Origin of the sequence: Pseudomonas tumuqii (assembly GCF_013184545.1) — a bacterium.
Lineage (GTDB): Bacteria > Pseudomonadota > Gammaproteobacteria > Pseudomonadales > Pseudomonadaceae > Aquipseudomonas > Aquipseudomonas tumuqii.
In genome coordinates, this window is sequence record NZ_JAAOJA010000005.1 from 203244 (window position 1) to 229669 (window position 26426).

Consider the following 26426-nt stretch of genomic DNA (forward strand, 5'->3'; position numbering starts at 1 on the left):
CACCAGCCGCGCGCTTGCGCGGTTGGCGTTTCTGCTGCACCGCTACCTGCCGCCCGCCACTCCTCGGGATTCCCGGGCGCGACCGATCAAGGATGATCGCCATGGCGCAATGCCCCAGCTACTGCATTTCCCCTGCCGAACTCGAAGCCCGCCTGCGTCTGCACAGCCTGCCGGAGCTTGGGCCGCGACGTTTTCGCAAATTGCTCAGCGCCTTCGACAGTGCCTCCGCAGCCCTCAGTGCGCCAGCCAGTGCCTGGCGTTCGCTGGGTTTGCCGGCCGCCTGCGCCGAACCGCGGCGCAGCAGCGAGGTGCGTGAGCGCGCCGCCGCCGCCCTGGCCTGGCTGGAGGCCGAGCGGCATCATCTGCTGATGTGGGACGATCCCACGTATCCGGGCCTGCTCGCCGAACTCGGCGATGCACCGCCCCTGCTCTTCGTGGACGGCGATCCGGGGTTGCTCGAGCTGCCGCAACTGGCCATGGTCGGCAGCCGCCGCGCTTCACGGCCCGGACTGGATACCGCGCACAGCTTCGCCCGCAGCCTGGCTGCCGGTGGTTTCGTCATCACCAGCGGCCTGGCGCTGGGCATCGACGGCGCCGCCCATCAAGGCGCACTGGATGTGGCGGGCAAGACCATCGCGGTACTCGGCACCGGCTTGCAGTGCCTGTATCCGGCGCGGCACCGGCAATTGGCCGCGGACATCGTCGAGCACGGCGGCGCACTGGTGTCCGAGTTGCCGCTGGATTGCCCGCCGCATGCGAGCAATTTCCCCCGGCGCAACCGCATCATCAGTGGCCTGTCCCTCGGCGTGCTGGTGGTCGAGGCCAGCCCGTCCAGCGGCTCGCTGATCACCGCGCGGCTGGCGGCCGAGCAGGGCCGCGAGGTCTATGCCATTCCCGGTTCGATCCACCACCCCGGTGCACGCGGCTGTCATCAGTTGATCCGCGATGGCGCCGTGCTGGTGGAAAGCATTGCGCATATCCTCGAAGCGCTGCGCGGCTGGCAGCTGCAGCCGCCATTGGCGAGCGAAACGAGCCCGGCCCAACGCTTCGAACACCCGCTGCTCGACCTGCTGCATGCGGCGCCGCACAGCAGTGAAGGCCTGGCGGCGGTCAGCGGTTGGCCGTTGACACAGGTGCTGGCGGCCCTTACCGAGCTGGAACTGGACGGCCATATCGCCTGCGAAGGTGGACGCTGGGTGGGCCGCGCCCGCTAGCTTGGATACACTGCGCGGCATTCCTTTAGCGGGAGAGCAGTGAATGGTTAGCCGTTGGCAGATACAGCAGGCAGCGCGGGTGGTCCGCCAGGGTGGAATAATCGCTTACCCGACCGAGGCGGTGTGGGGCCTGGGCTGCGACCCGTGGAATGAACTCGCGGTGGAGCGGCTCCTGGCGCTGAAAGAGCGGCCGATGAACAAGGGCCTGATTCTGGTGGCGGACAGCATTGACCAGTTCGATTTTCTTCTCGAAGACCTGCCGGATATTTGGCAAGAGCGCCTGGCCAGCACCTGGCCTGGGCCCAATACCTGGCTGGTGCCGCATCAGCAGCGCCTGCCCGAATGGATCACCGGCGAGCACAGCAGCGTCGCCCTGCGCGTCAGCGATCACCCGCTGGTGCGCGAACTCTGCGCCCTCACCGGCCCGCTGGTATCGACCTCGGCCAATCCGGCCGGACGCCCGGCGGCCCGCTCGCGCCTGCGGGTCGAGCAGTACTTCCCGCGGCAACTGGACAAGGTGCTCGGCGGTACCCTGGGCGGGCGCAAGAACCCCAGCCTGATCCGCGACTTGATTAGCGGCGATGTGATCCGACCGTCCTGATGGGGATGCGTTTGCATAGGGTGGGTTAGCGGCGCATTGCCACGAAATTGATAGTTATGCGGTATGTGGGCGCCGCGTAACCCACCCTACGATTGCCGTTTGTCTACGGCAGCAGAATGGTCGAGCCGGTGGTCTGCCGGGCGCTCAGGGCGGCTTGCGCGGCGGCGGCGTCCTTGAGTGCATAGCGGTTGCTGATATCGACCTTGAGCCGACCGCTTTCGATCATGCCGAACAGTTCGTCGGCCATCATCTGCAGGCGTTCGGGCGTGTCGGCGTAGCCGGCCACCGTCGGCCGGGTAACGAACAGCGAACCCTTCTGCGCGAGGATGCCCAGGTTGACCCCGGTCACCGCGCCGGAGGCGTTGCCGAAGCTGACCAGCAGGCCGCGCGGGGCGACGCAGTCGAGGGAGATTTCCCAGGTGTCCTTGCCGACCCCGTCATACACCACCGGGCACTTGTGCCCGTCGGTCAGCTCCAGCACGCGCTGGACCACGTCCTCGTGGCTGTAGTCGATGGTCGCCCAGGCGCCCTGCTCCATGGCCCGCGTGGCTTTCTCGGCCGAGCTGACGGTGCCGATCAGCTTCACCCCCAGCGCCTTGGCCCACTGGCAGGCGAAGGAGCCGACGCCACCGGCGGCGGCATGGAACAGGATGGTTTCGCCGCCCTTGAGCGCGAACACCTGGCGCAACAGGTACTGCACGGTCAGGCCCTTGAGCATCACAGCAGCGGCCTGCTCGAAGCTGATCGCCTCCGGCAGCTTGACCAGCTTGCTCGCCGGCAGCACGTGCAGTTCGCTGTAGGCGCCCAGCGGTGCGGTGGCGTAGGCCACGCGGTCGCCGACCTGGAACTGGCTGACCTGGGCGCCGACCGCTTCGACGATGCCGGCAGCTTCGTTGCCCAGGCTCGACGGCAGGGCCGGTGGCGGATACAGGCCGCTGCGAAAATAGGTGTCGATGAAGTTCAGGCCGATCGCCTGGTTCTGCACGCGGACCTCGTGGGGGCCGGGTGCGGCTGGCTGGTAGTCGCGGTACTCGAGGACTTCGGGGCCGCCGTGGCTGCTGAATTGAATACGCTTGGCCATACAAGGCTCCTTGCTGCAGGGGTTCGATCAAACCGCCGATGATGACGGCGGCCGGGGTGCGTCGGGGCATCTATCCAATCCTGTCGCTCGAGCGGCGTCAACTGCGAGGGCGCCTGGGCAAATGTTATGCTTGCCACCGATTTCGCCGGCCGGGCAACCTCCGGCTGGCCTGACTGCTTGCCAAGGTGCCGCCGTGAGTGACCGTACTGAGGCCGTAAAGGCCTATCTGCTCGACCTGCAAGACCGTATCTGCTCCGCCCTGCAAGCCGAGGACGGTGGCGCCGAGTTCTTCGAGGATAGCTGGCAGCGCCCGGGCGGCGGCGGTGGCCGTACGCGGGTGATCGAGAATGGCGCGCTGATCGAAAAGGGCGGGGTCAACTTCTCCCACGTGTTTGGCGACGGCCTGCCGCCTTCGGCCAGCGCCCATCGGCCCGAGCTGGCCGGTCGCGGCTTCGAGGCACTCGGCGTGTCCCTGGTGATCCATCCGGAAAACCCCTATGTGCCCACCTCGCATGCCAACGTGCGCTTCTTCAGCGCCGAGAAACCAGGCGAGGAGCCGGTCTGGTGGTTCGGTGGCGGCTTCGACCTGACCCCCTATTACGCCAACGAGGAAGACTGCGTGCACTGGCACCGGGTCGCCTTCGCAGCCTGTGCGCCCTTCGGTGCCGAGGTCTATCCGCGCTTCAAGGACTGGTGCGACCGTTACTTCCAGATCAAGCACCGTGGCGAGCCGCGCGGGATTGGCGGCCTGTTCTTCGATGACCTCAACCAGTGGGACTTCGACACCAGCTTCGCCTTTGTCCGCGCCATCGGCGATGCCTACCTCGCGGCCTACCTGCCGATCGTGCAGCGGCGCAAGCTGACCCCCTACGGCGAGCGCGAGCGCGAGTTCCAGGCCTTCCGCCGGGGTCGTTACGTCGAGTTCAACCTGGTCTACGACCGCGGCACCCTGTTCGGCCTGCAGTCCGGCGGGCGCACCGAGTCGATCCTGATGTCGCTGCCGCCGCACGTGCGCTGGGGCTACGATTGGAAACCCGCGGCGGGCAGCGAAGAAGCGCGCCTGACCGAATATTATCTGACCGACCGCGACTGGCTGGCGGGTCATTAAGAACACGCGAATATTGTCTGTAGGAGCCAGCTTGCTGGCGATCAAGGCTGATCGCCAGCAAGGACTAGGCGTCCCCCCTGGCTCCTACAATGGCCCTTTCGATACAGGACTTTTCATGGACCGCTACGGCGTATTCGGCAACCCCATCGCGCACAGCAAGTCGCCGCTGATTCACCGCCTGTTTGCCGCGCAGACCGGCGAGCAGTTGAGCTACGAGGCGCTGCTCGCGCCGCTGGACGACTTCGCCGGTTTCGCCCGGCACTTCTTCGTCGACGGCAAGGGCGCCAACGTCACGGTGCCGTTCAAGGAGCAGGCCTTTCAGTTGGCCGATAGCCTGACCGCTCGCGCCCAACGCGCTGGCGCGGTGAATACCCTGAAGAAGCTGGATGACGACAGCTTGCTCGGCGACAACACCGACGGCGCCGGACTGGTGCGCGACCTGAGCGTCAACGCCGGCTTCGAGCTGCGCGGCAAGCGCATCCTCCTGCTGGGTGCCGGCGGCGCCGTGCGCGGCGTGCTCGAGCCCTTGCTGGCGCAGCAGCCGGCGGCCCTGGTGATCGCCAACCGCACGCTGGCCAAGGCCGAGCAGTTGGCCAGCGAATTCGCCGACCTGGGCCCGGTGGTGGCCTGCGGTTTCGACTGGATCGATGCGCCGGTCGACCTGATCATCAACGGCACTTCGGCCAGCCTGGCCGGCGAGTCGCCGCCCATCGCCGCGAGCCTGATCGAGTCGGGCCATACGCTGTGCTACGACATGATGTATGCCAGGCAGCCGACTGCCTTCAACCGCTGGGCCGCCGAGCAGGGCGCGGCGCGCACCCTGGATGGTCTGGGCATGCTGGTCGAGCAGGCCGCCGAAGCGTTCTTACTCTGGCGCGGCGTGCGCCCGGACAGCGCGCCGGTGTTGGCCGAGATGCGTCGCTCGCTCGCGGCCTGAAGCGGCAAATTCCGTAGGGTGGATCGGGGCGCGTAGCTGACGCTTCACCCATCCACCATGGGCCAGCAAGGTGGATGAAAAAAGCGTCATCCACCCTACGTCCTAATCCTCGAACCGCACCGGGCACAGCTCGGCGCCTTCGAGCTTCTGGATTTCCTCGATCACCTGGGGCCGGGCGCGGCGCAGGATCAGGCTGCGGTCTTGTGCGAGCAGCCGCCGCGCCTCCTGGTGAAGCATTTCCACCCCGGCGTAATCGATGAAGTTGACGTGGTGGGCATCGATGATCACCCGCTCGCCCTTGCTGTGCTGGATGAGCTGTTGCAGGTAGTGGCAGGCCCCGAAAAAGATCGAGCCCTCGACGCGCAGCAGTTCCTCCTCGCCCTCCTGCCAGAATTTCACCCGCGGCTGAGAGGTGCGCTTGAGGTAGAAGAACAGCGAAGCCAGCACCCCGGCATAGATCGCTGTCTGCAGCTCCATCAGCAGGGTGGCGAGCAGGGTCAGCAGCATCACCAGGAACTCCGAGCGGCTGACCCGGAACAGCGCGCGCACCCCGGCAACATCCACCAGGCCCCAGCAGATCAGGAGGATGCCTGCGGCCATGCTCGGCAGCGGGATGTGCGCGATCAGGCTGGCGCCGAGCAGGGCGAACAGCGCCACCAGCAGCGCGGAAAACACCCCGGCCAGTGGCGAGTGCGCGCCGGCCTGCAGGTTCAGCGCCGAGCGGGTGAAGGAGCCGGCCGACAGCGAGGCGGAGAACCAGGGGCCGAGCAGATTCGACAGGCCCTGGGCGCGCACTTCCTGGTTGGCGTCGAGGAACTGCTGGGATCGGCTGGCCAGGGCGCGGGCGATCGACAGGCTGGTGACCAGGCCGAGCATGCCGCAGGCCACCGCGGCGGGCAGCAACTGGAGAATGCTCGACAGCTCGAAGGTCAACGGGCTGAACGGCGGCAAGCGCCCCTCGAAGGCGCTGACCAGGGCGATGGCGCCGAGCTGGGCCGGCCACGCCAGCACGACCAGGCTGGCGGCGACGATGCCGATCAGCAGGGCCGGCAAGCGCGGCCACAGGCGCCTGACCAGCAGGCTGACGCCGAGGGTGAAGCCGGCCAGGGCCAGGGCGCGCCAGTCGGTTTCCGCCAGGTGCTGGCCGATATCGAGGATGGTCGCCAGCGCCGTGGCCTGGCTGGGCACACTGATGCCGAGCAGGTTGGGCAACTGGCCGAGGGCGATGACCACGGCCGCACCCAGGGTGAAGCCGAGTACCACCGAGTGCGAGACGAAATTCACCAGGGCGCCGAAGCGCAGCAGGCCGAGCAGCCACTGGAACAGCCCGGCGAGAAAGGTCAGCAGCAGGATCAGGCCGATGAAGTCGTCGCTGCCCGGCGTCGCCAGCGGGCTGACGCTGGTGAACAGGACGATGGAGATCGCCGCGGTCGGCCCGCAGATCAGGTGCCAGGACGAGCCCCACAGGCAGGCGATGATCACCGGCACTATGGCCGCATACAGGCCGTACTCGGCCGGCAGCCCTGCGATCAGGGCGTAGGCGATGGATTGCGGCAGCGCCAGGATGGCGCCACTCAGGCCCACCAGCAGATCGCTGGCGAGGCTGCGCTTGCTGGTGTTGGGCAGCCAGCGCAGGAACGGCAGCAGGGTCTGGCGGCTGGGTAGCGGCATTCAGTGTCGCTCTTGGTCGGACGTAGGGTGGAGCGGGCGGCGATCCGTCGGGCGGCGATCCGCCAGGCAACGATCCGCCGGGCAACGATCCGCTTCAGCCCACCCTACCAATCGCGCCGGTTAATTCAAAGCTGCGCCTTCACTGCCGCCAGGCCGTTGCCGCCATCACGGCTGCTGACGCCCTCCAGCCAGCCGTCGAGCACCGCCGGATTGGCCTGCAGCCAGGCCTTGATCGCTTCGGCATTGCTCGCCTGCTTGCTCAGCACCTGGTCCATGATGGCGTTTTCCATCTCCTGGGTGAAGTTCAGGTTGCTCAGCAGCTTGCCGACATTCGGGCAGGCAGCGGCGTAGCCCTTGCGGGCCAGGGTGTTGACGCTGCCGCTCTCGCCGAAATACTTCTCGCCGCCCTTGAGGTAGCGCATGTCGTATTGCACGTTCATCGGGTGCGGGGTCCAGCCGAGGAAGGCGACGAACTGCTCGCGCTTCACTGCGCGGCCGACCTGCACCAGCATCGCCTGCTCGCTGGACTCCACCAGCTTCCAGTCCTTCAGGCCGAACTCATTGGCGGCGATCATCTGCTTGATCGACTCGTTGGCCGGCGCGCCGGAACCGATACCGTAGATCTTCCGGTCGAACTTGTCGGCGTGCTTCTCCAGGTCGGCGAAGGTCTTCACCCCGGCCTCATAGGCATAGGTCGGCACGGCCAGGGTGTACTCGGTGCCGCTGAGGTTTTCCTTGAGCTTGTCCACCTCGCCAGTGGCGACGAACTTGTCGTAGTTGCTCTGCTGCGCCGGCATCCAGTTGCCGAGGAACACGTCGACCTGGCCCTTGTGCAGGCCGGCGAAGATGATCGGCACGGCCAGGGTCTGGGTCTGCGCCTTGTAGCCCAGGCCCTCGAGCAGGAAGCTGGCGATGCCGTTGGTCACGGCGATATCGCTCCAGCCCGGATCGCCCAGTTTCACCGTGCTGCAACTGGCGTCTTCGGCCTGGGCGTGGAAGGTGCTGGCGGCCAATAACAGCCCGCCGAGAAACACTGTGGCTGATTTATTCATGACTGGTTTCCTCGGATTTCTAATTATGTGGTTGCACGCGTGTTGCTGTCATACCTGTGGATAACGGGCGCGGCGCTCCAGGTCATCGAGGTCGATGTGGTTGCGCATGTACTGCTCGCTGGCATCGACCAGCGGCTGGTGATCCCAGCTTTTCAGCCGGCCGCGGGTCAGCGCGTCGGCGACCAGGCGGCGGCGGCGCTGGCTGGCCAGGGTCGCCCGGTGGATGGCCGGGATATCCCAGCGCGTGCGCGCCTCATCGACAAATTCGGCCAGTAGACCCTGGTGATCCACCGAAGTCGCGAGGTTCTCGCGCTCCTGCGGGTCGTGGCGCAGGTCGAACAGCAGCAGCGGATCCTGCTCGGAGTAGATGAACTTCCAGTCGCCGCGGCGGATCATCATCAGCGGGCCGATGCTGCCTTCGGCCATGTATTCGCCGAGCACTTGATCGTGCCCGCCCTCGCCCTTGAGGTGGCTGAGCAACGAGCGGCCATCCAGGGCCAGGTCGGCGTCGACCTGGCCGCCGGCCAGTTCCACCAGGGTCGGCAGCAGGTCCATGGTCGACACGCACTGGCCGATCCGCCGGGCGGCGAACCGCTTGGGCGCATGCACCAGCAGCGGCACCCGGGCGGCCATCTCGAACCAGTGCATCTTGTACCAGAGGCCGCGCTCGCCGAGCATGTCGCCGTGGTCGCCGGAGAACAGGATGATCGTATCCTCGGCCAGGTTGCAGTCCGCGAGGGTCTTCAGCAGCTTGCCGATGTTCGCATCGATGTAGCTGCAGGCGCCGAAGTAGGCGCGCCGCGCGTCCTTGATCTTGTCTTCGGGCAGGGTCTTGCCCCACAGGTCGATGACCTTGAGCAGGCGCTGCGAATGCGCATCCTGTTCGGCCTGGTCGATGACCTGGCCGGGTAGCGGGATGTCGACGCCTTCGTACAGATTCCAGAACTCTGCGGGGATGCAGTAGGGGTCGTGGGGGTGGGTCATCGACACCGTCAGGCAGAACGGCTGCTCGGGATTGCTGCGTACATGGTCGTACAGGTACTGCTGGGCCTTGAACACCACCTCCTCGTCGAAATCCAGCTGGTTGCTGCGCACGCAGGGGCCGGCCTGCAGCACCGAGGCCATGTTGTGGTACCAGCTCAGGCGCTCCTCGGGCGCATCCCAGTTCACCGCCCAGCCGTAGTCGGCCGGGTAGATGTCGCTGGTCAGGCGCTGCTCGTAGCCGTGCAGCTGATCCGGGCCGCAGAAGTGCATCTTGCCCGACAGCGCCGTGTGGTAGCCGAGGCGGCGCAGGTAGTGGGCGTAGGTCGGCACGTCGGCGGGGAAGTCGGCGGCGTTGTCGTAGGCGCCGATCTTGCTCGGCAACTGGCCGCTGACCAGGACGAAGCGCGAGGGTGCGCAGAGCGGGCTGTTGCAGTAGGCGGCGTCGAACACCACGCTGCGCTCGGCCAGGCGCACCAGGTTGGGCATCTTGATCGGCGATGCCGCATCGTGAATCGGCAGGATAGGCGCGGCCATCTGGTCGGTCATGATGAAGAGGATATTCGGACGCTTCATGGGTCGCTGGTTTTCCATATTAAAGATTTATGCGACATTGCTGGCTTGATGATCAGGCCTGGCAAAAACCGGGTAAACCCGCGGTTAATACATGACTCGGATAACTACAGATTATGTTTAAGAGCGCTGCGGGGCTGTCCCTGGATGTGCTGCGGGTGTTCGAGTCGGCTGCCCGCCACCTGAGTTTCACCGCGGCTGCCGCCGAACTGGGCAGCAGCCAGCCGGCCATCAGTCAGCAGATCAAGCGCCTCGAACAGCAGCTGGCGACCCGGCTGTTCGACCGCGTCTATCGCGGCATCGTCCTCACCGAGGCCGGCGCGCTGCTGTTGCGCTACGTCCAGGACGGCCTGCAAAGCCTCGACGCCGGCCTGGCCGCGGTCGCTGCCGGGCAGCAGCATGAGGTGCTGCAGGTGGCCACCGACTTCGCCTTCGCCGCCTATTGGCTGATGCCCAGATTGCAGCGTTTCCATCAGCTCCATCCGGACCTCGATGTCAGCCTGATCACCAGCGCCCGCGACCTGGCCGCGCTGCCGGCCGAGATCGACGTGGCCATCGCGTTCGGCGATGGCCGTTTCAAGCACGGCGAGGCCCATCTGCTGTTTCACGAGGAAGTATTCCCGGTGTGCAGCCCGCAGCTGCTCAAGGGCCGGGCCTTGCCGCTGGCGCCGACGGCATTGGCCGAGTTGCCCCTGCTGCACCTGCGCCCGGAGATTCGTTCGCGCTGGTTCGACTGGAATGGCCTGTTCCGGGCGTTCGCCATCGCCGAGACGCCCAGCCCGGGCATGCTGCGCTTCGACAACTACACCCTGCTGATTCAGGCGGCCATCGCCGGCCAGGGCGTGGCGATCGGCTGGCGCCACCTGGTCGATGAGCTGCTCGATCAAGGCCTGCTGTGCCGCCTGTGCGCCGGCGAGGTGCGCTCCGACTTCGGCTATTACGTGGTGTTGCCCGAGCGCAAGCGCCGCCAGCGCCTGACCCAGCAGTTCGTCGACTGGCTCAAGCTGGAACTGGCGCGGGAAGGCTCGCCGCTCTGAGAGGTTCCGCCGAACGGGCGCAATGCAGCGGTATAGACGGCCTACACTGCAAAAGTGCTGGTCGAGTTCCGTATACTGACGCGCTCAGTAGCCGCCGCTCTGACTCTTCCCCACTCAACCCAGTGAATTTCCCCGTGAACATTCGTCATTCGATAGTCGGTCTGTTGCTGATCTGCAGCGGCCTTGGCGTTACCTCGAACAGCCTGGCCGCCAGCCAGGCGCCGACCCAGCAGGAGCTTGCTGCCGGCAGCGCCCTGCTGGTCGACCTGCAAACCAACCAGGTGCTCTATTCCAGCAATCCGGACATGGTGGTGCCGATCGCCTCGGTGACCAAGCTGATGACCGCCATGGTCGCGCTGGACGCCCAGTTGCCGCTGGATCAGCAGCTGCCGATCATCATTCGCGATACCCAGGAGATGCGCGGCGTGTTTTCGCGGGTGCGGGTGGGCAGCGAGGTCAGCCGTCGCGACATGCTCCTGCTGGCGCTGATGTCGTCGGAGAACCGTGCGGCGGCCAGCCTGGCGCACCATTATCCGGGCGGTCATGTGGCCTTTATCGCGGCGATGAATGCCAAGGCCCGGGCGCTGGGCATGACGCGCAGCCATTTCGTCGAGCCGACCGGCTTGTCGGAACATAACGTCTCCACGGCCACCGACCTGGTGCTGTTGCTCAAGGCCACCCAGGGCTATCCATTGATCAGCGAGTTGAGCACCACCCGGGAAAAAACCGTGGCCTTCCGCAAGCCCAACTACACCCTGGGTTTTCGCAACACCAACGCCCTGGTGCGCAAGGACAACTGGAGCGTGCAGGTGACCAAGACCGGCTTCACCGACGAAGCCGGCCACTGCCTGGTGATGCGTACGCAGATGGCCGGAAAATCGGTGGCTTTCGTGGTGCTGGATGCCTTCGGCAAATACACCCACATGGCCGACGCCAACCGCCTCAAGCGCTGGCTGGAAACCGGCAAGGTCACCCCGGTGCCCGCCGCCGCGATCAGCTATCGCCGGCAGAAGATGGCGCAGCGCCAACTGCAGGCTTCGCAGTAGTCGGCCAAGGCACGGATTGCCGCCCGGCCCACCCTGCATTCGAGGTCTACAACCGCGCGCCGCGCACGCCTGCGGCCAGTTCGGCGCAAAGCTGTAGCACGCCGTCCACGGCCTGCTGGTCGTTCTCGGCGTTGGCGATCTGGTCGATCAGCGCCGAACCGACCACCACGCCGTCGGCCAGGCGGGCGATGGTCGCCGCATGCTCCGGGGTGCGGATGCCGAAGCCGATGCTGATCGGCAGGTCGGTGTGGCGGCGCAGACGCGCCACGGCCTGTTCGACATGCTCCAGGGTCGCCGCACCGGCACCGGTGACGCCCGCCACCGACACGTAATAAACGAAGCCGGAGCTGCCGTTGAGCACCTTGGGCAGGCGCGCATCGTCGGTGGTCGGGGTGGTCAGGCGGATGAAATCCAGGCCCGCGGCTTGCGCCGGGTCACAGAGGTCGACGTTATGTTCCGGCGGCAGGTCGACCACGATCAGGCCGTCGACCCCCGACTCCTTGGCCTCGGCGATAAAGCGCGCGACGCCGTACTTGTGGATCGGGTTGAAGTAGCCCATCAGCACCAGCGGCGTGCTCTGTTCGCCTTGGCGGAATTCACGAACCATCTGCAGGGTCTTGGCCAGGTTCTGCCCGCCGTCCAGGGCGCGGATATTCGCCAGCTGGATCGCCTGGCCATCGGCCATCGGGTCGGTGAAGGGCATGCCCAGTTCGATCACGTCGGCGCCGGCCGCCGGCAGACCCTTGAGGATCGCCAGGGAGGCGGCGTAGTGAGGGTCGCCGGCGGTGACGAAGGTCACCAGGGCGGCGCGGTTCTGTTGTTTCAGCTCGGCAAAGCGCGTCTGCAGGCGGCTCATGCGTGCTTCTCCTGTTCGCTCATGTGGTGCATAACGGTCTGCATATCCTTGTCGCCACGGCCGGACAGGTTGACCACCATCAGGTGTTCCTTGGGCAGCTTGGGCGCGCGTTTGAACACTTCGGCCAAGGCGTGGGCGCTTTCCAGGGCCGGGATGATGCCCTCCAGGCGGCAGCATTTGTGGAAGGCGTCGAGCGCTTCGTCATCGGTGATCGAGGTGTATTCGACGCGACCTATGTCGTGCAACCAGGCGTGCTCCGGGCCAATGCCGGGGTAATCGAGGCCGGCGGAGATCGAGTGCGCGTCGATGATCTGGCCATCGTCGTCCTGCAGCAGGAAGGTGCGGTTGCCATGCAGCACGCCGGGTACGCCGCCGTTGAGGCTGGCCGCGTGCTTGCCGGTTGCGATGCCGTGGCCAGCCGCTTCGACGCCGATGATCTGGATGTCCTGGTCGTCGAGGAAGGGGTGGAACAGGCCCATGGCATTGGAGCCGCCGCCGATGCAGGCCACCAGGCTGTCGGGCAGACGGCCTTCCTGGGCGAGGATCTGCTCGCGGGTTTCCTTGCCGATCACCGCCTGGAAGTCGCGGACCATCGCCGGGTACGGATGCGGGCCGGCGACGGTGCCGATCAGGTAGAAGGTGCTGTCGACGTTGGTCACCCAGTCGCGCAGGGCTTCGTTCATCGCGTCTTTCAGGGTGCCAGTGCCGGCGACCACCGGGATCACGGTGGCACCGAGCAGCTTCATGCGGAACACGTTGGCCTGCTGCCGATCGATGTCGGTGGTGCCCATGTAGATCACGCATTCCAGGCCGAAACGCGCCGCCACTGTAGCGGTGGCCACGCCGTGCATGCCGGCGCCGGTCTCGGCGATGATGCGTTTCTTGCCCATGCGCCGGGCCAGGAGGATCTGGCCGATGCAGTTGTTGATCTTGTGCGCGCCGGTGTGATTGAGCTCTTCGCGCTTGAGGTAGATCTTCGCGCCGCCACAGAACTCGGTCAGGCGTTCGGCGAAATACAGCGGGCTCGGGCGGCCGACGTAATCGCGCTGGAAGTAGGCCAGCTCCTTGGCGAACTCGGGATCGAGCTTGGCCTTCTCGTATTCCGCGGCCAGCTCGTGGATCAGCGGCATCAGGGTTTCGGCGACGTACTGGCCGCCGAACGAGCCGAACAGGCCATTGGCATCGGGGCCGCTGCGGTATGAGGTCATGGCGTTCTCCTGCGGGTGAATGGTGTAGGAGCGCCCCCTGGGCGCGATCGCGGGCATGGCGACTAGGCGTCCCCCCGCTCCTACGAGCTGTGTTGAGGATACGGCTGTGGCGGTTGACAGAAAAGCGATAAGATCGCCTAAACCTGTCAGGAAAACTCACAGATGAGTCAAGCGCTCCCCCCACTCAATGCCCTGCGGGCGTTCGAGGCAGCCGCCCGCCTGCACAGCGTCAGTCAGGCGGCGGAACAGCTGCATGTCACCCATGGTGCGGTCAGTCGGCAGATCAGGGCGCTGGAAGAGCACCTCGGCGTGCCCTTGTTCGTCAAGGATGGCCGCGGCCTTAAACTCACAGATGCGGGTGTGCGCCTGCGCGACGTCAGCAGCGAGGCGTTCGAGCGGGTGCGGGCGGTCTGCAGCGAGCTGCAGCAGGGTCAGGCCGAGGCGCCCTTCGTCCTGGCCTGCCCCGGCAGCCTGCTGGCGCGCTGGTTCATTCCGCGGCTGGATCGGCTCAATCGCGAGCTGCCGGAGTTGCGCCTGCAACTCTCGGCCAGCGAGGGTGAGCTGGATCCGCGGCGTGCCGGGGTCGACGCCACCCTGTGGTTCGCCGAGCCGCCCTGGCCGGCGGACATGCAGGTGTTCGAGCTGGCGGTCGAGCGCATCGGGCCGGTCCTGAGTCCGCGTTATGGACGCTTCGCCGAACTGCACGCGGCGCCAGCGGCGGCGCTGCTGGGCGAACCCCTGCTGCACACCAGCTCGCGCCCGCAGGCCTGGCCGAGCTGGGCGGCGCGCAATGGCCTGGATACCCGCGCACTCAGGCTGGGTCAGGGCTTCGAGCACCTCTACTACCTGCTGGAGGCCGCGGCGGCTGGCCTGGGCGTGGCCATCGCCCCGCAACAACTGGTCGCCGATGATCTGGCGGGCGGGCGCCTGGTCGCCCCCTGGGGCTTCGTCGCGACCCCGGCTCGCCTGGCCTTGTGGGTGCCTGCGCGGCGGCTGGACAAGCGCGCGCAATGCCTGGCCGAGTGGCTGCGCGGCGAGCTGAGTGGTTGACCGCGGCGCTTCGAGCCACGCCCGAGCAGGTCATCACCGGGCAAAGAGAGGCCACGCACTGCCGAGTTATCGACTAGCGTTTAACTACCCTCTCGAGGAGAAAGCGTCATGTCTGATCACCACACCTACAAGAAAGTCGAAGTCGTCGGCTCTTCGCGCATCAGCAGCGATGATGCGATCAACAATGCCCTGGCCGAGTGTGCCAAGTCGATCCGCAACCTGGAATGGTTCGAAGTCCTGGAAAGCCGCGGGCATATCGAAAACGGCAAGGTCGGCCACTACCAGGTGACCCTCAAGGTCGGTTTCCGCATCAGCGAGAGCTGAGGGACTCTACTGCCGATCAGCGATAGCCCGGATGCAATCGTCTTGGACCACTGCAGCGTCCCGGATTGCGCCTGGGCTTATGCGCGCGCCGTGGATCGCCGGCGGTCGTTGCTGGCCGCTCGCGCCTGGACGCCGTAGAGTAAGCCCCCAGCATTCCACTCGGGTATCGACTCGCTTCGATAGACCCTAATCGAACAGGCAGGGGCAGATGAGCGCGTTAGCACAGACCAGGATTTCCACCCTCGATCTCGCACCGATCCGTGATGACGGCGGGCCCGAGCAGGCGCTGCACAACTCCCTGGCCCTGGCCCGGCATGTCGAGCGCCTCGGTTTCACCCGCTTCTGGGTGGCCGAGCACCACAACATGGACGGTATCGCCAGCTCGGCGACTGCGGTGCTGGTGGGTTACCTGGCCGCGGGTACCTCGACCATTCGCGTCGGCTCCGGCGGGGTGATGCTGCCCAATCATGCGCCTTTGGTGATCGCCGAGCAGTTCGGCACCCTCGCCACCCTGTATCCGGGGCGCATCGACCTGGGCCTGGGGCGCGCGCCAGGCGCCGACCCGTTCACCGCCCATGCCCTGCGCCGCGAGCGCTCCGGCAGTGCCGATGACTTCCCCCAGGATGTCGAGGAATTGCAGGGCTACCTGGGCCCGCGCACGCCGAATCAGCGGGTCATCGCCATGCCGGGCAGCGGCACCCAGGTGCCGATCTGGCTGCTCGGTTCCAGCCTGTTCAGCGCCCAGTTGGCGGGCGAGAAAGGCCTGCCCTATGCCTTCGCCTCGCACTTCGCACCGCGCTTCATGCACGAGGCGATTCGCGTCTACCGCAACCATTTCAAGCCCTCGGCGCTGCTCGACGAGCCCTATGTGATGCTCGGTGTGCCACTGATCGCCGCCGACAGCGACGAACAGGCGGAATACCTGGCAACCACGGCCTACCAGCGCATTCTCGCCCTGATCCGTGGCCACAGCCTGGTGCAGAAGCCGCCGGTCAAGAGCATGCACGGCCTGTGGCTGCCCCACGAGAAGGAGGCGGTCGCCAGCTTCTTCGGCATGGCGGTGGTTGGTGGCCCGGAGAAAGTTCGGGCGCGCCTGGAGGTGCTGCTGGAGCAGACCGGGGCCGACGAGCTGATCTTCACCTGCGACCTCTACGACTTCGCCGACCGCTTGCGCGCCTTCGAGATTCTCGCGCAGGTACGTGCTGGCTAAATCGGCGCGAACTTGTCGCGCCGATAGCTCTCTCAACTCTGTAGCCCCTAATGCAATGGAGAATTCAGATGAAAAAGACAGCATCGGCCCACTGGCAAGGCGGCATCAAAGATGGCAAAGGCACTATCTCCACCCAGAGCGGTGCCTTGTCGAACAGCCCCTATGGCTTCAATTCGCGCTTCGAGGATCAGCCGGGCACTAACCCGGAAGAGCTGATCGGCGCGGCCCATGCCGGCTGTTTTTCCATGGCCCTGTCCAAGGAGCTGGGTGACGCCGGAATGACCGCCGAAAGCATCGAGACCAGGGCTGAGGTTACCCTCGACAAGCTCGACGGCGGTTTCGCCATAACCGCCGTGCACCTGACCCTGCGCGCCAAGATTGCGGGTGCCGACCGAGCGGCCTTTGAGCAGGCGGTAGAAACCGCCAAGAACGGTTGCCCGGTATCCAAGCTGTTGAATGCCGAGATCACCCTGGAAGCCGTGCTCGACGCTTGATCCGATAGTATCCGCGAGGTTCCCGCTGGCAGTCTTGCAACCGCCTGCTAGCGGCTAGAAAACGCCGCAGCGCAGTACCTTGGCGCGTGCCAGCACCTTGCGCTGGTCGTCGTAGAGCCAGCCCTGGGCGCTCATCGCCAGCGTCCGCGCTTCGATCCGGTAGCGCTGGCCGGCGGCGAAGTCGTCGTAGCGCACGCGCAGCTCGCAGGTGCGCTGCACCGGCTCGGCCATCAAGTTGCCGCCGCCCTGCACTTCGAACTGGAAGCGCGCGATCAGTTCGTGGGCGCCAGGGCTGATCTGAAAGTAACGGCCATCGTTGACCCGCTTGCCGTCGAGTTCCTCGGCCATCAGCAGATCGCTGGCGCTGGTGTACAGGTCGACCCAGGCCATGCCGGGGTCGCGCGCTGGCAACGGCGAGGCGCAGGCGCCGAGAAGCAACAGGCTGAGGATCAGGGCTGGGTAACGCATGGGAGTCTCCGCAATTGATGCGCTGCAATCAGCTTACGTCGATAGTGCAGGCAGTCGCTGCAATGCGCTAGTTTGGCGGGCATGACGCATCGCATTGCACCTTTCTCTATCGACTCGCTCCGCCGGCGCTGGGTTCCGCTGCTGGCGGCGCTGCTGTCGCTCGGCGCTTGCAGCACCCTGGATTACTACAGCCACCTGGCCCGCGGGCAGGTGCAGCTGTTGCAGGCGAGCCAGCCGGTCGAAGCCTTGCTGCGCGATCCGCAGGTGGATGCCGGCCTCAAGCAACGCCTGGTTCTGACCCAGCAGGCGCGCGACTTCGCCAGTGCCGAACTGGGCCTGCCGGATAACCGCAGCTACCGCCGGTATGCCGATATCCAGCGGCCTTACGTGGTGTGGAACCTGTTCGCCACGGCGGAGTTTTCCGTCAAGCCCGAGCTGCACTGCTTTCCCATCGCCGGCTGCGTGGCCTATCGCGGTTACTACAGCCTGGGCCGTGCCCGTGGTGCGGCGGCGCTGCTCCAGCAGCAAGGTTTCGACACCTACCTGGGCGGCGTCGAGGCCTACTCCACCCTGGGCTGGTTCAACGACCCGATTCTCAACACCATGCTGCGCTGGAACGATGAGCGCCTGGTGGCGGTGCTCTTCCACGAACTGGCCCACCAGCAGCTGTATGTGGCCGACGACACCGCGTTCAACGAATCCTTCGCCACCTTCGTCGAGCGCGAAGGTCTGCGCCAGTGGCAGCTGGCGCGCGGCTTGAACGCCGTCGACCGCCGCGAAGCCAGGCAGCGCGAACAATTCAGCGCGCTGGTGCTGGCCAGTCGCGCGCGCCTGGAGCAGCTGTATGCCAGCGACCTGGCGGTGGACGCCATGCGTGCGGCCAAACAGGCCGAGTTCGAGCGTCTGCGCCAGGAGTACCGGACCCTGCGTGAGCGCGAGTGGGGCGGCCAGGGCCGCTACGATGCCTGGGTCGCGGCGCCGCTGAACAACGCCAAGCTGCTGCCGTTCGGCCTCTACGACAAGTGGGTAGCGGCGTTCGCCGCCTTGTTCGCCGAGGTTGGCGGTGATTGGCCGCGCTTCTACCAGAGGGTTGCCGCCCTCGGCACGTTGCCAGCCGAGGCGCGCACCCGGGCACTGGAAGCCTTGCCCAAAGCCAACTAGAACTTGCTGTACCGCGCGCCGGTCGAATACTGGCGAGTTTCGCAAAACCCAGGAGATGTGCAATGAACCGATGGACAGTGGCTGTGCTGCTCGGCGTGCTTGGCAGCACGGCATGGGCGGCGCCCAAACCCTGCGAGGAACTCAAGCAGGAAATCGAAGTGAAGATCCAGGCCGCCGGCGTTTCCAGCTACACCCTGGAGATCGTCGACAACGACGAGGTGCAGGATCAGAGCATGGTGGTCGGCAGCTGCGACGGCGGCACCCGCAAGATCATCTACCAGAAGAACGGTTGATTATGATGGGTTGAGCATGGCGATACCCATGCTGCCCCTACCACGGATTACGCCGCTACGCGCCTGACCCATCGCGCTGCGTATCTGGCCATCCCGGGCCTCAGTCGCTAAAGGCCCGGTGCAGCTCGGCCAGGGTAGGGAAATGATAGGTCGGCGCCTCGGCCTGCAGTTCCGCGAAGCTGCCGAAACCATAACCTACCGCCGCCGCATCCAGGCCGTTGCGCCGCGCGCCGATCAGATCGTGCTTGCGGTCGCCGATCATCAGGGTGCTGGCCGTATCGAGACCCTCCCGCTCCAGCAGATGACCGATCAGCTCGACCTTGTCGGTGCGGGTGCCATCCAGTTCGCTGCCGTAGATCAGGGTGAAGTGCCGGGCGAAATCGAAATGCCGGGCGATCTCCACGGCGAACACCCGCGGCTTGCTAGTGGCGATATACAGGGTGCGCCGCTGCGCCTGCAGCAGCTCGAGCAACGCCGTCACGCCCGCGAATACCCGGTTCTCGTACAGCCCGACCTCGGCGAACCGCTCGCGGTAATGCCCCACCGCCTGCCAGGCCGTGGCCTCGTCGAAGCCATAGGTCTGCATGAAACACTGCAACAGCGGCGGCCCGATGAAGTGCTCCAGCGCCTGCAGATCCGGCTCATCGATGCCGAGCTGCGCCAGCGCATGCTGCACCGAGCGGGTGATGCCCTCGCGCGGGTCGGTCAGGGTGCCGTCGAGGTCGAAGAGGATGTTCTGGTAGTGCATGCCTCCCCGCGTCATCGGCTGGCATAGCCTTCCATCAGGTGCTGATCCTTCAGGCGCACGTAGTTGTCGGCGCTGTAACGGAAGTAGCTGCGTTCCTTTTCGGTCAGTTCGCGGGCTTTCTGCGCCGGGCTGCCGACGTACAGGTAGCCGCTTTCCAGGTGGCTGCCGGGGGTGACCAGGCTGCCGGCGCCGAGCACCACTTCCTCGTCGATCACCACGCCATCCATGATGATGCTGCCCATGCCGATCAGCACCCGGTTGGCGATGTTGCAGCCGTGCAGGGTGACATTGTGGCCGATGGTCACGTCGTCGCCGATATTCAGCGGGTAGCCGCGCGGATTGAAGGGCCCGGCGTGGGTGATGTGCAGCACGCAGCCATCCTGGATGCTGGTGCGTTCGCCGATGCGGATGCTGTGCATGTCGCCACGGATCACCACCAGCGGCCAGATCGAGCTGTCGGCGCCGATTTCCACGTCGCCCATAACCACGGCCGAGGCATCGACAAAGGCCCGCTCGCCAAGCTGCGGGGTGAACTGTTGGTAAGTACGTATCGCCACGATATAACCTCTTAGGCTGCGGTGAGCTGTGATTGTAATTATGATGACGGGCATATGTGCCGAGTCCAGCCTGCCCAGCGCAGGTTCATGGCTTCAAACCCATTTCGTTACAGGTGCCCAATCGTGACCGCCAACAACCCGCTGCTGCAAGCCTTCGACCTGCCACCCTATTCCGTCATCCGCCCGGAGCATGTCGAGCCGGCGGTGGATAAGCTACTTGCCGAGAACCGCGCCGCCATTGCCGAACTGCTCAAGCAACAGTCTGGCACACCGAGCTGGAATGGGCTGGTGCTGGCGCTCGACGAATTGAACGATCGCCTGAATCGCGCCTGGAGTCCGGTCAGCCATCTCAATGCGGTGTGCAACAACGCCGAGCTGCGCGCGGCCTATGAGGCCTGCCTGCCCAAGCTGTCCGAATACTCGACCGAGCTGGGCCATAACCGCGCGCTGTACGAGGCCTATCACGCCCTGGCCGCGAGCCCCGAGGCGGCCACCTTCGAGGTCGCCCAGCAGACCATCCTCAAGCACACCCTGCGCGACTTCCATCTGTCCGGCATCGACCTGCCGGAAGCCGAGAAGCAGCGCTTCGGTGCGATCCAGAGCAAGCTCTCCGAACTCGGCAGCCGTTTCTCCAACCAGTTGCTGGATGCCACCCAGGCCTGGAGCAAGCAGGTCAGTGAGGAGTCGGCGCTGGCCGGCCTGACCGATTCGGCCAAGGCGCAGATGCGCCAGGCGGCCGAGGCCAAGGGCCTGGACGGCTGGCTGATCACCCTGGAGTTCCCCAGCTACTTCGCGGTGATGACCTACGCCGACCACCGCGCGTTGCGCGAAGAGGTGTATGCCGCCTACTGCACCCGCGCCTCCGATCAGGGGCCGAACGCCGGCCAGCACGACAACAGCCCGGTTATGCAGCAGATTCTCGAGCTGCGCCAGGAGCTGGCCAAGCTGCTGGGTTTCGCCAACTACGCCGAGCTGAGCCTGGCCAGCAAGATGGCCGAGTCCACCGATCAGGTGTTGCACTTCCTGCGTGACCTGGCGGTGCGCAGCAAGCCGTTCGCCGTCCAGGACCTGGCCGAGCTGCAAGCCTTCGCCGCCGAGCAAGGCTGCCGCGACCTGCAAAGCTGGGATGTCGGTTACTACAGCGAGAAGCTGCGCGAGCAGCGTTACAGCATTTCCCAGGAAATCCTCCGCGCCTATTTCCCCATCGACAAGGTGCTGGGCGGCCTGTTCGCCATCGTCGAGAAGCTCTACGGCATCCAGATCGAGGAGCTGTCCGGGTTCGATGCCTGGCACCCGGATGTACGCCTGTTCGAGATCAAGGAGCACGGCGAACATGTCGGGCGCTTCTTCTTCGACCTCTACGCCCGCGCCAACAAGCGCGGCGGCGCCTGGATGGACGGCGCCCGCGACAAGCGCCGCGACGCCAGCGGCAAACTGATCAGCCCGGTGGCCAATCTGGTGTGCAATTTCACCCCGGCGGTGGGCGCCAAGCCGGCGCTGCTGACCCACGACGAAGTCACCACCCTGTTCCACGAGTTCGGCCACGGCCTGCACCACCTGCTGACCCGGGTCGAGCATGCCGGCGCTTCGGGGATCAACGGCGTGGCCTGGGACGCGGTCGAGCTGCCGAGCCAGTTCATGGAGAACTGGTGCTGGGAGCCGGAAGGTCTGGCGCTGATTTCCGGGCATTACCAGACCGGCGACGCCCTGCCGCAGAACCTGCTGGACAAGATGCTGGCGGCGAAGAATTTCCAGTCCGGGCTGATGATGGTGCGCCAGCTGGAGTTCTCCCTGTTCGACTTCGAACTGCACGCCAGCCACGGCGACGGCCGCAGCGTGCTCGAGGTGCTCGAAGGCATCCGCGCCGAGGTCTCGGTGCTGCGCCCGCCGGCCTACAACCGCTTCCCCAACAGCTTCGCGCACATCTTCGCCGGCGGTTACGCGGCCGGTTACTACAGCTACAAGTGGGCCGAAGTGCTGTCGGCGGATGCCTTCTCGCGCTTCGAGGAAGAAGGCGTGTTCAACAGCGACACCGGCCGCGCCTTCCGCGAGGCGATCCTCGCCCGTGGCGGCTCGCGCGAACCGATGGAGTTGTTCGTCGACTTCCGTGGCCGCGAGCCGAGCATCGACCCGCTGCTGCGCCATCTGGGCCTGAGCCAGGAGGCCGCATGAGCGACGTCCCGATGAATGTCAGCAAGCGTCGCTTTATCGCCGGCGCCGTGTGCCCGGCCTGCAGCGAGCAGGACAAGATCCAGATGTGGGACGAAGACGGCGTGCCGCACCGCGAATGCGTGGCCTGCGGCTACGCCGACACCCTGGATGCGCGCGGCAATTCGGTGCCCAAGGAGCTGCCGACCCGGGTCAACGTCAGCGCCCTGAAACCCAAGGCCGCCGATCCCAAGGTGCAGGCGGTGCAGTTCTTCCCCAATCCCAAGCTGAAGAAGCCGACGGAATAAGGCTCGGGCAGCGACAGCGACCTCGATGCCTGGCTCCGTAGATCCTATGTTGCATGCGCAAGCGTAGGAGCGGCGGGGGCGTCTAGCCCATGCTCGCGATGTCTTTTGCGGGCATGGAACTGGGTGTTTCCGCCGCTCTTATCAAACAACCCGTCTGTCATGGACGCTATGGGTTATGACGTTTTTTGTAGGAGCCAGCTTGCTGGCGATGCTTTTGGTCAGCAAATATCGCTGGGACGCCGGATCGCCAGCAAGGACTAGGCGTCACCCTGGCTCCTACCCTACACAGTTTGCTGCGCGACAACGCTTCGTCGAAGGCGGCGAGCGAATTCCTACGAGACACCCGCAAACCGTAGATCCTATGTTCCTACGAGCGCAGGGGGGCGCCACGCCACAGACCTTGGACATGACCGTAGGGTCAACGGCCTGGGCATGGGGATGCTGCCGGCAGGGCGACGGCTGGTACTTGGTGGTAGGGCAGAATAACTGTATTTATATACAGTATTCTGTCGGAGTCGCCCCATGTCCGTTTCCCTGCCACCCCGCGGTCGCGGTACCGCCAGCAACCCGCACAACCGTTTCGCCCCGACCCGTTCGGTGGCCGAAGACGACGGCTGGTTTCAGGACGAGACGCCGCCGTCGCGCGCCACCGAGGTGCGCAGCGAACTGGCGAAGACGGTGATCACCCGCAACAACTCGCCGGATGTCGGTTTCGACCGTTCGGTGAATCCCTATCGCGGCTGCGAGCATGGTTGCATCTACTGTTTCGCCCGCCCGAGCCACGCCTACTGGGACATGTCGCCGGGCATCGATTTCGAAACCCGGCTGATCGCCAAGACCAACCTGGCCAGCCGTCTCGAGGAAGAGCTGCAGAAGCCCGGCTATGTGCCGCAGCCGATCGCCCTGGGGATCAACACCGATGCCTACCAGCCGATCGAGCGCGAGCAGCGCCTGACCCGCCAGGCCCTGGAAATTCTCCTGCGCTACAAGCATCCGTTGCACATCATCACCAAGGGCTCGCTGATCCTGCGCGACCTCGATCTGCTCAGCGAGCTGGCCAGTCAGCGCCTGGTCAGCGTGGCCTTCAGCCTGACCACCCTCGACGACGAGCTGAAACGCATCATGGAGCCGCGCGCCGCCTCGCCGGGGGCGCGCCTGCGCGCCATGCGCACGCTGCAAGAGGCCGGCGTGCCGGTCAGCGTGATCTGTGCGCCGATGATTCCACTGATCAACGACAGCGAGCTGGAGCGCCTGCTCGAGGCCGCCCGCGATGCCGGTGCACGCTCGGCCGGCTATGTGTTGCTGCGCCTGCCGCTGGAAATCGCCGAGCTGTTCGAGGAGTGGCTGCAGGCGCATTTCCCCGAGCGCGCCGTGCATGTGATGAGCCTGATCCGCCAGTCGCGCGGCGGCAAGAACTACGACAGCCGCTTCGGCAGCCGCATGCGCGGCGAAGGCCCGTTCGCCGAACTGCTGGCCCAGCGCTTTCGCCTCGCCAGTCGCAAGCTGGGCCTGGATCGCCGTGACACCCAGGGCCTGGACTGCTCCCAGTTCTGCCCGCCGGGGGCGCAGCTGAGCCTGCTCTGATGCGTTCGCCCGGGCGACCTGGCAATCTGCGCTTATGCCCGCGCTGCTGGGGGCCGCGGGGGTGAAACCTTCGAGGGACGTCGCAGGCCGTCAGCAAGCGCCCGCGCAGACCGCCATCAAAGCGAGGCGCGGATGACCAGCGGACAGTCCACCCGCTGAGTCCCGGATACGTCGAGGGCCTCGATCAGATGACGCGCGGCGCGCTGGCCGATCTCGTAGTAGGGCAGCTGCACCGTGGTCAGCGGCGGCAGGAACAGCTCGGCGATGCCGATCATGTTGTCGTAGCCGAGCACGGCGACGTCAGCGGGGATCTTCAGGCCACGGGCCAGCAGCACCTGGTAGGCGCAGAAGGCGATGCGGTCGTTGCCGCAGATGAGGATGTCGAATTGCGCACGGCCCTCGATGATGTGCCGATCGAGGATCTCCGGCGTCTCACCATAGGCATCATGGCTCGAAAGGTCGTATTGCAGCAGGTCCTCGGGCGCCAGACCGAACTCCGCAAAGGCCCGTTGCATGCCTTTCTGGCGCAGTTCCCAGGCCAGGCTCTGGTTCGGCAGGTTGATGCACAGCGGGCGTCGATAACCCTGGCTCAGGGCGTACCGCACGGCGCGGTATTGCCCCGCTTCGTCATCCGGCACGTAGCTGACCAGGCTGCGGTCCTCGGCCAGGCAGTTGGCCAGGATCAGCGGTTTGCTCTTCAGCCGCTCGGGAATGCTCACCCGGCGCAGGCCCATGGCGCTGAAGATCAGGCCGTCGGGACGGTGCGCGAGCATCAGGTCGATGCTTTGCTCGCTGGGCGGGTCGCTCAGCAGGTTGAGCACGAACACGTTCCAGCCGGCCTGTTGCGCGGTCCGTTCGATGGACAGCAGCAGCTCGACCGCGAACGGCGTGGTCGCGGTATCCAGCGCGAACACGCCGATGGTTCGGCTCTGCAGGTTGTCGCCGCGGATCTTGCGTGCCGACATGCTGGGCACGAATTGCAGTTCATCGATGGCGCGGCGCACCCGCTGGTAGGTCTCGGGACTGAGCTTTTCCGGACTGTTGAGCGCCCGCGAGACCGTCATCAGGGACACGCCGGCCAGCCGTGCAACGTCTTTCACTGAAGTCATGCAAAGCAACCAGGCAGGGTGAGTCGCGAATCATGCCACAGCGCCGCCGCCTGCCGCGACGGGCAACCGGAGGCGGTCGCAGCAGGCGCGCGTTGGTTCAAAGGCTGTCCACCCACCCCGAGGCCAGGTGCCAGGCCTGGCGGATCGCGACACGCCCGCTGCCCGCGCCGAACAGCTTCAGCCCCAGGCTGTCCGGCTGCGGGTAGATGCGGCTGCTGAGGCTGAAGCTGCCGTCTGCGGCGAACACCTCGATGGAGGAGCGGTCGAGGAACAGCCGCAGCAGCAGGGGTTCCCGGGCGGGCGCCAGCGTCACGCTGCGCTGACCGCCGACCCCCGCGCCCGAGCCGCTGCGGTCGAGCACCAGGCGCTGCAGCTGCGCGTCGTAGTAGAGCAGGGTCTGCTCCTGGCCATCGGCGCTGCAGCGCAAGGCGATGCCCAGACGCCCGTCGCGGCAGTCGGCCAGATCCAGTTGCAGCTCGAGTTCCAGCCGGTCGCCGCTCAACGCGGCAAGCGCGCAGCTGCCCGAGCCGTCCCAGCAGAGCGCGCCGTCCGCCAGCAAGGGGGCTTGGCGCAGGGCCGCGAGTTCGCGTGCGGGGTAGCTGTGCAGGCGCTCCCCATGCAGTTGCAGTTCGCGCGGAACACCGAGCATGCCGCACCAGTGTTGGGCCTGGCTCGGCATCGGGCTGTCCCACATGTCCAGCCAGGCCCAGAGCAGACGCCGGCCGTCGGAGGCCAGCAGGGTCTGCGCGGCGTAGAAATCGTGGCCGTTGTCCAGCTCGATAAAGGGCCCGCCAGTGAAGTGCCAATCGTTGTCGAGCTGGCCGACCCGGTAGCCGGTCTGGAACTTGTTCAGCCGCTCGAAACCCTCAGGCTGCATGCCCTGGGGGGAATACAGCAGCACGTCCTGGCCATCCAGGCGGAACAGGTCCGGGCACTCCCACATATAGCCGTCGCCCTCGCCGCCGCGGCTCACGTAGGCGAGGAACTCCCAGGTGCGCAGGTCGCTGGAGCGGTACAGCGGCAGCAGCGGCACGTCGCCCAGGCGCGCGCCGGCGATCAGGTACCAGTACTCGCCTTCGCGCCAGACCTTGGGGTCGCGAAAATGCATGATCGCGGCATCCGGGGCGGCGTCGATGACCACCCCCTGCTTGGCGAAGTGCACGCCGTCGTCGCTGGTGGCCAGGCACTGGACCTGGCGGATGCTGCGCTCGTCGCCCACCTCGCCGAGCCAGGTATGCCCGGTGTAGAGCAGCGCCAGGCTGTCGCCGCAGACCACGGCGCTGCCGGAGAAGCAGCCGTGCCGGTCGAAGTCGTCGCCCGGTTGCAGGGCGATGGGCAGGTGCTGCCAATGCACCAGGTCGCGGCTCTTGGCGTGCCCCCAGTACATCGGCCCCCAGCTCGGATCGAAGGGGTGGTGTTGATAGAACACATGGTATTCGCCGCGAAAGTACACCACGCCGTTCGGGTCGTTCATCCAGCCGGTTTTGGGGGCGAGGTGATAACCGGGCCGATAATCGGGCGTCAGGAGGGCGCTGCCCTCGCTCAGCGGGCGCTGGGCGAGGTCGAGGAAAACAGGCATGCAATTACTCGTTGGCGTCGTGAAGTGG

The 26426-nt window shown here is 66.0% G+C and carries 26 protein-coding genes; 15 read left to right on the top strand and 11 right to left on the bottom strand.

What is annotated here, in order from left to right; translation table 11 throughout:
* Positions 1–101: 101 nt before the first annotated feature.
* Entirely contained in the window at positions 102–1214 is a 1113-nt protein-coding gene (dprA, locus tag G9C89_RS11840; protein ID WP_172148090.1) for a DNA-processing protein DprA, read from the top strand.
* 43 nt (positions 1215–1257) lie between these two features.
* Positions 1258–1815 carry an L-threonylcarbamoyladenylate synthase gene (locus G9C89_RS11845; protein WP_172148091.1) on the top strand — a complete coding sequence of 186 codons (558 nt, stop codon included), beginning with the start codon at positions 1258–1260 and terminating at the stop codon, positions 1813–1815.
* 103 nt (positions 1816–1918) lie between these two features.
* On the opposite strand, the gene G9C89_RS11850 is transcribed toward G9C89_RS11845, so the two are convergent.
* Positions 1919–2896, bottom strand: coding sequence for an NADPH:quinone reductase (locus tag G9C89_RS11850; protein ID WP_172148092.1), 978 nt, complete (start codon positions 2894–2896; stop codon positions 1919–1921).
* 193 nt (positions 2897–3089) lie between these two features.
* Between G9C89_RS11850 and hemF the strand changes: the two genes are divergently transcribed.
* Positions 3090–4004, top strand: coding sequence for an oxygen-dependent coproporphyrinogen oxidase (gene hemF / locus G9C89_RS11855; protein WP_172148093.1), 915 nt, complete (start codon positions 3090–3092; stop codon positions 4002–4004).
* 115 nt (positions 4005–4119) lie between these two features.
* Positions 4120–4941 carry a shikimate dehydrogenase gene (gene aroE / locus G9C89_RS11860; RefSeq protein ID WP_172148094.1) on the top strand — a complete coding sequence of 274 codons (822 nt, stop codon included), beginning with the start codon at positions 4120–4122 and terminating at the stop codon, positions 4939–4941.
* A gap of 102 nt (positions 4942–5043) precedes the next feature.
* On the opposite strand, the gene G9C89_RS11865 is transcribed toward aroE, so the two are convergent.
* From G9C89_RS11865 to betC, 3 genes are all read right to left on the bottom strand, one after another.
* Positions 5044–6612 carry a SulP family inorganic anion transporter gene (locus G9C89_RS11865; protein ID WP_172148095.1) on the bottom strand — a complete coding sequence of 523 codons (1569 nt, stop codon included), beginning with the start codon at positions 6610–6612 and terminating at the stop codon, positions 5044–5046.
* Between the two features lie 125 nt (positions 6613–6737).
* The gene (gene choX, locus G9C89_RS11870) at positions 6738–7664 is read right to left on the bottom strand and encodes a choline ABC transporter substrate-binding protein (protein WP_172148096.1); all 927 of its coding nucleotides are present in this window, start codon (positions 7662–7664) and stop codon (positions 6738–6740) included.
* A 48-nt stretch (positions 7665–7712) separates the two neighbouring features.
* Positions 7713–9221 carry a choline-sulfatase gene (betC, locus tag G9C89_RS11875; protein ID WP_172148097.1) on the bottom strand — a complete coding sequence of 503 codons (1509 nt, stop codon included), beginning with the start codon at positions 9219–9221 and terminating at the stop codon, positions 7713–7715.
* 113 nt (positions 9222–9334) lie between these two features.
* Between betC and G9C89_RS11880 the strand changes: the two genes are divergently transcribed.
* Positions 9335–10255, top strand: a complete 921-nt coding sequence (locus G9C89_RS11880) for a choline sulfate utilization transcriptional regulator (protein ID WP_172148098.1) — start codon at positions 9335–9337, stop codon at positions 10253–10255.
* Between the two features lie 134 nt (positions 10256–10389).
* On the top strand, positions 10390–11301 hold the full coding sequence (gene pbpG / locus G9C89_RS11885) for a D-alanyl-D-alanine endopeptidase (RefSeq protein WP_172148099.1): 912 nt from the start codon (positions 10390–10392) through the stop codon (positions 11299–11301).
* A 46-nt stretch (positions 11302–11347) separates the two neighbouring features.
* On the opposite strand, the gene trpA is transcribed toward pbpG, so the two are convergent.
* Both trpA and trpB read right to left on the bottom strand, forming a co-directional pair.
* On the bottom strand, positions 11348–12157 hold the full coding sequence (gene trpA, locus G9C89_RS11890) for a tryptophan synthase subunit alpha (RefSeq protein WP_172148100.1): 810 nt from the start codon (positions 12155–12157) through the stop codon (positions 11348–11350).
* Positions 12154–13365, bottom strand: coding sequence for a tryptophan synthase subunit beta (gene trpB / locus G9C89_RS11895; protein WP_172148101.1), 1212 nt, complete (start codon positions 13363–13365; stop codon positions 12154–12156). Before trpB ends, trpA begins: the two co-directional genes overlap by 4 nt.
* A 162-nt stretch (positions 13366–13527) precedes the next feature.
* Between trpB and G9C89_RS11900 the strand changes: the two genes are divergently transcribed.
* From G9C89_RS11900 to G9C89_RS11915, 4 genes are all read left to right on the top strand, one after another.
* The gene (locus G9C89_RS11900) at positions 13528–14415 is read left to right on the top strand and encodes a LysR family transcriptional regulator (RefSeq protein ID WP_172148102.1); all 888 of its coding nucleotides are present in this window, start codon (positions 13528–13530) and stop codon (positions 14413–14415) included.
* A 108-nt stretch (positions 14416–14523) separates the two neighbouring features.
* On the top strand, positions 14524–14739 hold the full coding sequence (locus G9C89_RS11905) for a dodecin (protein WP_172148103.1): 216 nt from the start codon (positions 14524–14526) through the stop codon (positions 14737–14739).
* Between the two features lie 208 nt (positions 14740–14947).
* Complete coding sequence (locus G9C89_RS11910; protein ID WP_172148104.1) at positions 14948–15949, top strand: LLM class flavin-dependent oxidoreductase; 1002 nt, start codon at positions 14948–14950, stop codon at positions 15947–15949.
* Positions 15950–16017: 68 nt separating this feature from the next.
* Complete coding sequence (locus tag G9C89_RS11915; RefSeq protein WP_172148105.1) at positions 16018–16443, top strand: OsmC family protein; 426 nt, start codon at positions 16018–16020, stop codon at positions 16441–16443.
* A 54-nt stretch (positions 16444–16497) separates the two neighbouring features.
* Here G9C89_RS11915 and G9C89_RS11920 read toward each other — a convergent pair whose 3' ends face one another.
* Complete coding sequence (locus G9C89_RS11920; protein ID WP_172148106.1) at positions 16498–16911, bottom strand: PA0061/PA0062 family lipoprotein; 414 nt, start codon at positions 16909–16911, stop codon at positions 16498–16500.
* Between the two features lie 81 nt (positions 16912–16992).
* On the opposite strand from G9C89_RS11920, the gene G9C89_RS11925 reads away from it, so the two are divergent.
* Positions 16993–18072, top strand: coding sequence for an aminopeptidase (locus G9C89_RS11925; RefSeq protein WP_172148107.1), 1080 nt, complete (start codon positions 16993–16995; stop codon positions 18070–18072).
* A 62-nt stretch (positions 18073–18134) separates the two neighbouring features.
* A complete protein-coding gene (locus G9C89_RS11930) occupies positions 18135–18365 on the top strand; it encodes a DUF1161 domain-containing protein (protein WP_172148108.1) in 231 nt (76 codons plus the stop codon).
* A 100-nt stretch (positions 18366–18465) separates the two neighbouring features.
* Here the strand turns inward: G9C89_RS11930 and G9C89_RS11935 are convergent, their stop codons facing one another.
* The gene (locus tag G9C89_RS11935; protein ID WP_172148109.1) at positions 18466–19113 is read right to left on the bottom strand and encodes an HAD family hydrolase; all 648 of its coding nucleotides are present in this window, start codon (positions 19111–19113) and stop codon (positions 18466–18468) included.
* Between the two features lie 11 nt (positions 19114–19124).
* Positions 19125–19670 carry a gamma carbonic anhydrase family protein gene (locus tag G9C89_RS11940; protein ID WP_172148110.1) on the bottom strand — a complete coding sequence of 182 codons (546 nt, stop codon included), beginning with the start codon at positions 19668–19670 and terminating at the stop codon, positions 19125–19127.
* An 87-nt stretch (positions 19671–19757) separates the two neighbouring features.
* On the opposite strand from G9C89_RS11940, the gene prlC reads away from it, so the two are divergent.
* The 3 genes from prlC (at position 19758) to G9C89_RS11955 (ending at position 23710) form a co-directional block, all read left to right on the top strand.
* A complete protein-coding gene (prlC, locus tag G9C89_RS11945) occupies positions 19758–21842 on the top strand; it encodes an oligopeptidase A (RefSeq protein ID WP_172148111.1) in 2085 nt (694 codons plus the stop codon).
* Positions 21839–22126 (top strand): YheV family putative zinc ribbon protein, encoded by a 288-nt coding sequence (locus tag G9C89_RS11950; RefSeq protein ID WP_172148112.1) that lies wholly within the window; start codon positions 21839–21841, stop codon positions 22124–22126. Before prlC ends, G9C89_RS11950 begins: the two co-directional genes overlap by 4 nt.
* Positions 22127–22648: 522 nt before the next feature.
* Positions 22649–23710, top strand: a complete 1062-nt coding sequence (locus tag G9C89_RS11955; RefSeq protein ID WP_172148113.1) for a PA0069 family radical SAM protein — start codon at positions 22649–22651, stop codon at positions 23708–23710.
* Positions 23711–23826: 116 nt separating this feature from the next.
* On the opposite strand, the gene G9C89_RS11960 is transcribed toward G9C89_RS11955, so the two are convergent.
* On the bottom strand, positions 23827–24819 hold the full coding sequence (locus G9C89_RS11960; RefSeq protein ID WP_172148114.1) for a LacI family DNA-binding transcriptional regulator: 993 nt from the start codon (positions 24817–24819) through the stop codon (positions 23827–23829).
* 97 nt (positions 24820–24916) lie between these two features.
* Complete coding sequence (locus tag G9C89_RS11965) at positions 24917–26398, bottom strand: glycoside hydrolase family 32 protein (protein WP_172148127.1); 1482 nt, start codon at positions 26396–26398, stop codon at positions 24917–24919.
* Positions 26399–26426 lie beyond the last annotated feature (28 nt).

What these genes read in the sequence shown, in the direction of transcription:
- G9C89_RS11935 (WP_172148109.1), bottom strand. Translation starts at nt 19,113, where the DNA reads ATGCACTACCAGAACATCCTCTTCGACCTCGACGGCACCCTGACCGAC.
- G9C89_RS11880 (WP_172148098.1), top strand. Translation starts at nt 9,335, where the DNA reads ATGTTTAAGAGCGCTGCGGGGCTGTCCCTGGATGTGCTGCGGGTGTTC.
- G9C89_RS11965 (WP_172148127.1), bottom strand. Translation starts at nt 26,398, where the DNA reads ATGCCTGTTTTCCTCGACCTCGCCCAGCGCCCGCTGAGCGAGGGCAGC.
- G9C89_RS11910 (WP_172148104.1), top strand. Translation starts at nt 14,948, where the DNA reads ATGAGCGCGTTAGCACAGACCAGGATTTCCACCCTCGATCTCGCACCG.
- G9C89_RS11905 (WP_172148103.1), top strand. Translation starts at nt 14,524, where the DNA reads ATGTCTGATCACCACACCTACAAGAAAGTCGAAGTCGTCGGCTCTTCG.
- dprA (WP_172148090.1), top strand. Translation starts at nt 102, where the DNA reads ATGGCGCAATGCCCCAGCTACTGCATTTCCCCTGCCGAACTCGAAGCC.
- G9C89_RS11950 (WP_172148112.1), top strand. Translation starts at nt 21,839, where the DNA reads ATGAGCGACGTCCCGATGAATGTCAGCAAGCGTCGCTTTATCGCCGGC.
- G9C89_RS11920 (WP_172148106.1), bottom strand. Translation starts at nt 16,911, where the DNA reads ATGCGTTACCCAGCCCTGATCCTCAGCCTGTTGCTTCTCGGCGCCTGC.
- G9C89_RS11930 (WP_172148108.1), top strand. Translation starts at nt 18,135, where the DNA reads ATGAACCGATGGACAGTGGCTGTGCTGCTCGGCGTGCTTGGCAGCACG.
- choX (WP_172148096.1), bottom strand. Translation starts at nt 7,664, where the DNA reads ATGAATAAATCAGCCACAGTGTTTCTCGGCGGGCTGTTATTGGCCGCC.
- G9C89_RS11900 (WP_172148102.1), top strand. Translation starts at nt 13,528, where the DNA reads ATGAGTCAAGCGCTCCCCCCACTCAATGCCCTGCGGGCGTTCGAGGCA.
- trpB (WP_172148101.1), bottom strand. Translation starts at nt 13,365, where the DNA reads ATGACCTCATACCGCAGCGGCCCCGATGCCAATGGCCTGTTCGGCTCG.
- G9C89_RS11850 (WP_172148092.1), bottom strand. Translation starts at nt 2,896, where the DNA reads ATGGCCAAGCGTATTCAATTCAGCAGCCACGGCGGCCCCGAAGTCCTC.
- trpA (WP_172148100.1), bottom strand. Translation starts at nt 12,157, where the DNA reads ATGAGCCGCCTGCAGACGCGCTTTGCCGAGCTGAAACAACAGAACCGC.
- G9C89_RS11925 (WP_172148107.1), top strand. Translation starts at nt 16,993, where the DNA reads ATGACGCATCGCATTGCACCTTTCTCTATCGACTCGCTCCGCCGGCGC.
- G9C89_RS11865 (WP_172148095.1), bottom strand. Translation starts at nt 6,612, where the DNA reads ATGCCGCTACCCAGCCGCCAGACCCTGCTGCCGTTCCTGCGCTGGCTG.
- G9C89_RS11845 (WP_172148091.1), top strand. Translation starts at nt 1,258, where the DNA reads ATGGTTAGCCGTTGGCAGATACAGCAGGCAGCGCGGGTGGTCCGCCAG.
- aroE (WP_172148094.1), top strand. Translation starts at nt 4,120, where the DNA reads ATGGACCGCTACGGCGTATTCGGCAACCCCATCGCGCACAGCAAGTCG.
- betC (WP_172148097.1), bottom strand. Translation starts at nt 9,221, where the DNA reads ATGAAGCGTCCGAATATCCTCTTCATCATGACCGACCAGATGGCCGCG.
- prlC (WP_172148111.1), top strand. Translation starts at nt 19,758, where the DNA reads ATGGCTTCAAACCCATTTCGTTACAGGTGCCCAATCGTGACCGCCAAC.
- G9C89_RS11955 (WP_172148113.1), top strand. Translation starts at nt 22,649, where the DNA reads ATGTCCGTTTCCCTGCCACCCCGCGGTCGCGGTACCGCCAGCAACCCG.
- G9C89_RS11960 (WP_172148114.1), bottom strand. Translation starts at nt 24,819, where the DNA reads ATGACTTCAGTGAAAGACGTTGCACGGCTGGCCGGCGTGTCCCTGATG.
- G9C89_RS11915 (WP_172148105.1), top strand. Translation starts at nt 16,018, where the DNA reads ATGAAAAAGACAGCATCGGCCCACTGGCAAGGCGGCATCAAAGATGGC.